Annotated in this window: 7 protein-coding genes; 2 read left to right on the top strand and 5 right to left on the bottom strand. The window is 70.1% G+C overall.

The window, feature by feature from the left end; genetic code table 11:
- The 5 genes from ACRDP3_RS15465 to ACRDP3_RS15445 all read right to left on the bottom strand — a co-directional run.
- Positions 1-585, bottom strand: a 585-nt coding sequence (locus tag ACRDP3_RS15465) for an SDR family NAD(P)-dependent oxidoreductase (protein ID WP_431517519.1), incomplete at its 3' end; no start/stop codon positions are given.
- A 108-nt stretch (positions 586-693) separates the two neighbouring features.
- Complete coding sequence (locus ACRDP3_RS15460; protein ID WP_431517518.1) at positions 694-1110, bottom strand: 3'-5' exonuclease; 417 nt, start codon at positions 1108-1110, stop codon at positions 694-696.
- A 32-nt stretch (positions 1111-1142) separates the two neighbouring features.
- Complete coding sequence (locus ACRDP3_RS15455) at positions 1143-1385, bottom strand: hypothetical protein (protein WP_431517517.1); 243 nt, start codon at positions 1383-1385, stop codon at positions 1143-1145.
- 18 nt (positions 1386-1403) lie between these two features.
- Positions 1404-1688, bottom strand: coding sequence for a hypothetical protein (locus ACRDP3_RS15450; RefSeq protein ID WP_431517516.1), 285 nt, complete (start codon positions 1686-1688; stop codon positions 1404-1406).
- Positions 1689-1810: 122 nt separating this feature from the next.
- On the bottom strand, positions 1811-2026 hold the full coding sequence (locus ACRDP3_RS15445; RefSeq protein ID WP_431517515.1) for a hypothetical protein: 216 nt from the start codon (positions 2024-2026) through the stop codon (positions 1811-1813).
- Positions 2027-2279: 253 nt separating this feature from the next.
- Here ACRDP3_RS15445 and ACRDP3_RS15440 point away from each other — a divergent pair, with 253 nt between their 5' ends.
- Both ACRDP3_RS15440 and ACRDP3_RS15435 read left to right on the top strand, forming a co-directional pair.
- The gene (locus ACRDP3_RS15440; RefSeq protein WP_431517514.1) at positions 2280-3080 is read left to right on the top strand and encodes a TIGR03084 family metal-binding protein; all 801 of its coding nucleotides are present in this window, start codon (positions 2280-2282) and stop codon (positions 3078-3080) included.
- On the top strand, positions 3077-3685 hold a 609-nt coding region (locus ACRDP3_RS15435; RefSeq protein WP_431517513.1), incomplete at its 3' end, for an acyclic terpene utilization AtuA family protein. The genes ACRDP3_RS15440 and ACRDP3_RS15435, both read left to right, overlap by 4 nt.

The raw sequence follows: 3685 nt of genomic DNA, 5'->3' as shown, positions 1-3685 counted from the left end.
CCTCGTCGACGTGTACCGCGAGGTGTATGCCGATGAGATCAAGGCCGATCCGTTCTTCTCCGCCGAGAAGTTCGAGGAGCGCCTGACAAGCCAGGCCGGTCTGCCCCGGTGGGAGGCGGACTTGGCGGTCGCGTACGGGAGGCAGCCCGGCACGGGGCGCTGAGCCTGGTGGGAGGAGACGTTGACGATCGATCCCCCAGTCCCTGCCGCGAGAAAGGCCCGTACCGCAGCCGAGCATCCGGCGACGGCGGCATCGAGGTGCGAACCGATCACGCCGAGGACCGTGGCCGCACTCGCCGAATGCAGTGATGCGTCCTTGAACGACGCGGCGTTGTTGACCCAGCCGGCGAGAGGCGCGGACGATTGCGCTCGCTCCGCGGCCTGGGCGGCGACGGCCTCATCGGAGGCGTCTCCGATGATCTGAACGATCCTGCGCTGTTCCGGAAGCTCGTCGAACCAGCCGGCAGCGGTCGCCTCGAGTTCGATCGTGACGACGTGGGCTCCTTCGGCGAGAAGCCGTTCCACCACAGCCCGTCCTACTCCCCTGCCACCGCCGGTGACCACGTACGAGGCGTTACTCCTCATGGCTGCTGCTTCCTTCGCTGTAGCTGAGAGTTGGGGTCGCGCCAGGCGACATGGGTGTCGTGTTGCCAGGGGACTGCGTCCCGAGGATGCCGATTCGGATGGGGGTGCTCACCACAGTGTCTGTTCCTCCTCAGGCTCCGGTGCCCCGGGCATGTTGGGCGGGACCGCCACAGCGGTCAGCTGCTCCCAGGTGTCGTACTGGCCTGCCATCGCGATCAGCAACTGCGCTGTGGCGTAGGCGTCGAAGGTGGCTCGGTGGCGCTGGGCCGACGCGTGCGTGAGGTCGGGCTGGCTGATCAGAGCGTCGAGTGAATAGGACGGCAGGTTCTTGTACGTGGCTCTCGCCAGACGCAGCGTGTCGATCACTCCGGCGGGAGGCCAGTCGGGCAGGTGCCGAATCAGCACCCCGTATTCCGCATGGGCGTTGTGCCCGCAGATCCATGCGTTCCCGCGTTGCGCGTTTTCGCGCGGTTCGAGACGGGAGGCCAAGCCCAACTGCCGCCCGCCGCCTGACCAGCAGCGCACGTCGGCCCCCGCCCGACTGGGTGGGGGCGCCGTCAGTCGAGGTAGCGGATGCGGAGGATGCGGACGCGCATGCCTGGCTCGATGAGGAGGAGCAGTGTGGCGGTGTGTTTCAGCGTGAGGACGCGTTGGACGTCGCCGTCGTTGGTGTGGGGCCGCGTGGTGGCGTAGGGGTCGCGGCAGACGTCGATGAGGGCGGCATCGAGTTCGTGCCGGGCCTTGTCGGGGAGCGCGTTCCAAACGGCTTCGACGTCTGCTTCGTAGCGGAGCTTGTACACCCGGTTAAGGGTGCCAGGTCAGGCGGCCCCTTGTTCGCGGATTCGCGCGGCGGCTTCTTCGAGGCGCTGCGTGCCGTCGATCCATTTGCCGGGGGGTTCTTCACCGCGGGCTTCGTAGGCGAGGATGACGTCTGCTTCGGCGAGGGCTGTGGTGAAGTCGGCGGCGATACTCTCCCACTTGGCGAAGACGGTGAGGAGTTCGTGTGCCGACGCCCGGTTGATCTCGTCGAGGAAGCGCTGCCGCAGGTCGGGGGCTCCGAGGGCGTCGTGGATGCGTTCGATGGTCCACGGCTCGATGCTCATGCGGCCACTCCCTGTGTCCGATGCTTCATATTCTGGGCTCGACCCGGGTCGGGGTCACGTTTTACGTGTCACAACCCTAGCGCGCTCGACACCTTGGGTATCGGTGTCCGGGAAGGTCGTGCTCACGTGCCGGGGATCGCGTCTTGCTCGACGTCGAACCCGCCGGGCTGCGGCGGCTGGAGCGGCCTGCCGCACATGTCGAGTACGTGCGCGCCGTGGCCGTGGGTGACATGGATGATCTCGTAGAAGGTGTGGCGGTGCGGGAACGCCGAACGGGACAGCGCTCCGATCGAGTCGAACGATCCGAGGGTGAAGGGAAGGATGTGCGGCACGGGCACCCTGAGACGGTGCAGCGGAACCTTTCCGGGCCGGCGCTCCTCCGGCTGCTCCCGGTCCTCCGGTTCCACCGTGAACCCCAATCTCCGGGCAGGCGACGCGCCGGGTGGGGGCCGGCGCCGCTACGCCTTCTCGGACCGTTGCCCATCCTCCGTCTGTCGGACACTCTTGCGAAAGAACAATGCAAGCACGCTTGCTTGTTTCTGCTCCCGCTGTCACCCTTACGACGAAGGGCGAGGCGAAGGGAGCCGCGGCGTGGCTGGCGGAGTGACCGGTGCCGTACTGGATGACCTGCGCGCCGAGGGCGACGCGCTGGAACGGCTGGTGGCCGGGCTGGAGGCGAAGGCGTGGGCGCTGCCGACGCCCGCGCCCGGGTGGACCGTCGCGCATCAGATCGCACACCTGGCCTGGACCGATCAGCAGTCGCTGCTGGCGGTCACGGACGAGAGCGCCTTCCGGCAGGCGGCGGAGGCCGCCCTGGCCGCCCCCGACACCTTCGTCGACGACGGCGCTCGGCAGGGCGCCGCACTGCCGCCTGCCGAACTGCTGGGGCAATGGCGGGCCGGGCGCGCCGAGTTGTCGCGGGCGCTGGGAGAAGTGCCGGAGGGGGTCAGGCTGCCCTGGTACGGGCCGCCGATGAGCGCCGCCGGCATGGCGACCGCGCGGATCATGGAGACCTGGGCGCACGGCGAGGACGTCGCCGACGCGCTGGGCGAGCGGCGGGAGCCGACGGCGCGGCTGCGGCACGTCGCGCGGATCGGCGTAAGGGCGCGGGACTTCGCCTACGCCGTCCGCGGCCTGGAGTCGCCGCCGGAACCCTTCCGGGTGGAACTGACCGGCCCCGGCGGCGAGTTGTGGACCTACGGACCGGAGGACGCCGCACAGCGGGTGACCGGCGACGCCGTCGACTTCTGCCGGCTGGTGACGCAGCGGCTGCACCTGGACGACGCCGACGTGCGGGCCGAAGGGCCGGACGCGGCCCGGTGGCTGGAGATCGCCCAGGCGTTCGCGGGTCCGCCCGGTGCGGGCCGGCCGCGCAAGGGAGGGGACGCGTGAGGGACACCCTGCGGGTCGGCAACTGTTCCGGCTTCTACGGCGACCGCTTCGCGGCCATGGAGGAGATGCTCACCGGCGGCCACCTCGACGTCCTGACCGGGGACTATCTCGCCGAGCTGACCATGCTGATCCTCGGCCGGGACCGGCTGAAGGACCCTGGAGCCGGCTATGCGAAGACGTTTCTGCGGCAGCTGGAGACCGGACTCGGGCTCGCCAAGGACCGGGGGGTGCGGATCGTCGTCAACGCGGGCGGTCTGAATCCGGCCGGACTGGCGGGCGCCGTACGGGAGTTGAGCGAGCGGGTCGGCGTGCCGGCGGCCGTCGCACACGTCGAGGGCGACGACGTGCTGGCCCGGGGCGGCTGGGGCGAGGGCGTGCTGACCGCCAACGCCTACCTGGGTGGCGGCGGCATCACCGCCTGCCTGCGCGCCGGCGCCGACATCGTGGTGACCGGCCGGGTGACCGACGCCGCGTTGGTGAGCGGCGCCGCCGCCGCACACTTCGGGTGGGGCGAGGGGCCCGAGGGGGCCGAGGAATCGGAGAAGTCCGAGAAGGACAGAGACGCGCTGGCGGGCGCCGTCGTCGCGGGGCACGTACTGGAGTGC

The organism is Streptomyces sp., from assembly GCF_050698815.1.
Classification (GTDB): domain Bacteria; phylum Actinomycetota; class Actinomycetes; order Streptomycetales; family Streptomycetaceae; genus Streptomyces.
This window is presented reverse-complemented; position numbering and strand designations above follow the sequence as displayed.

Excerpts from the sequence above, each read along its gene's own strand:
- ACRDP3_RS15450 (WP_431517516.1), bottom strand. The coding sequence starts at position 1,688 with ATGAGCATCGAGCCGTGGACCATCGAACGCATCCACGACGCCCTCGGA.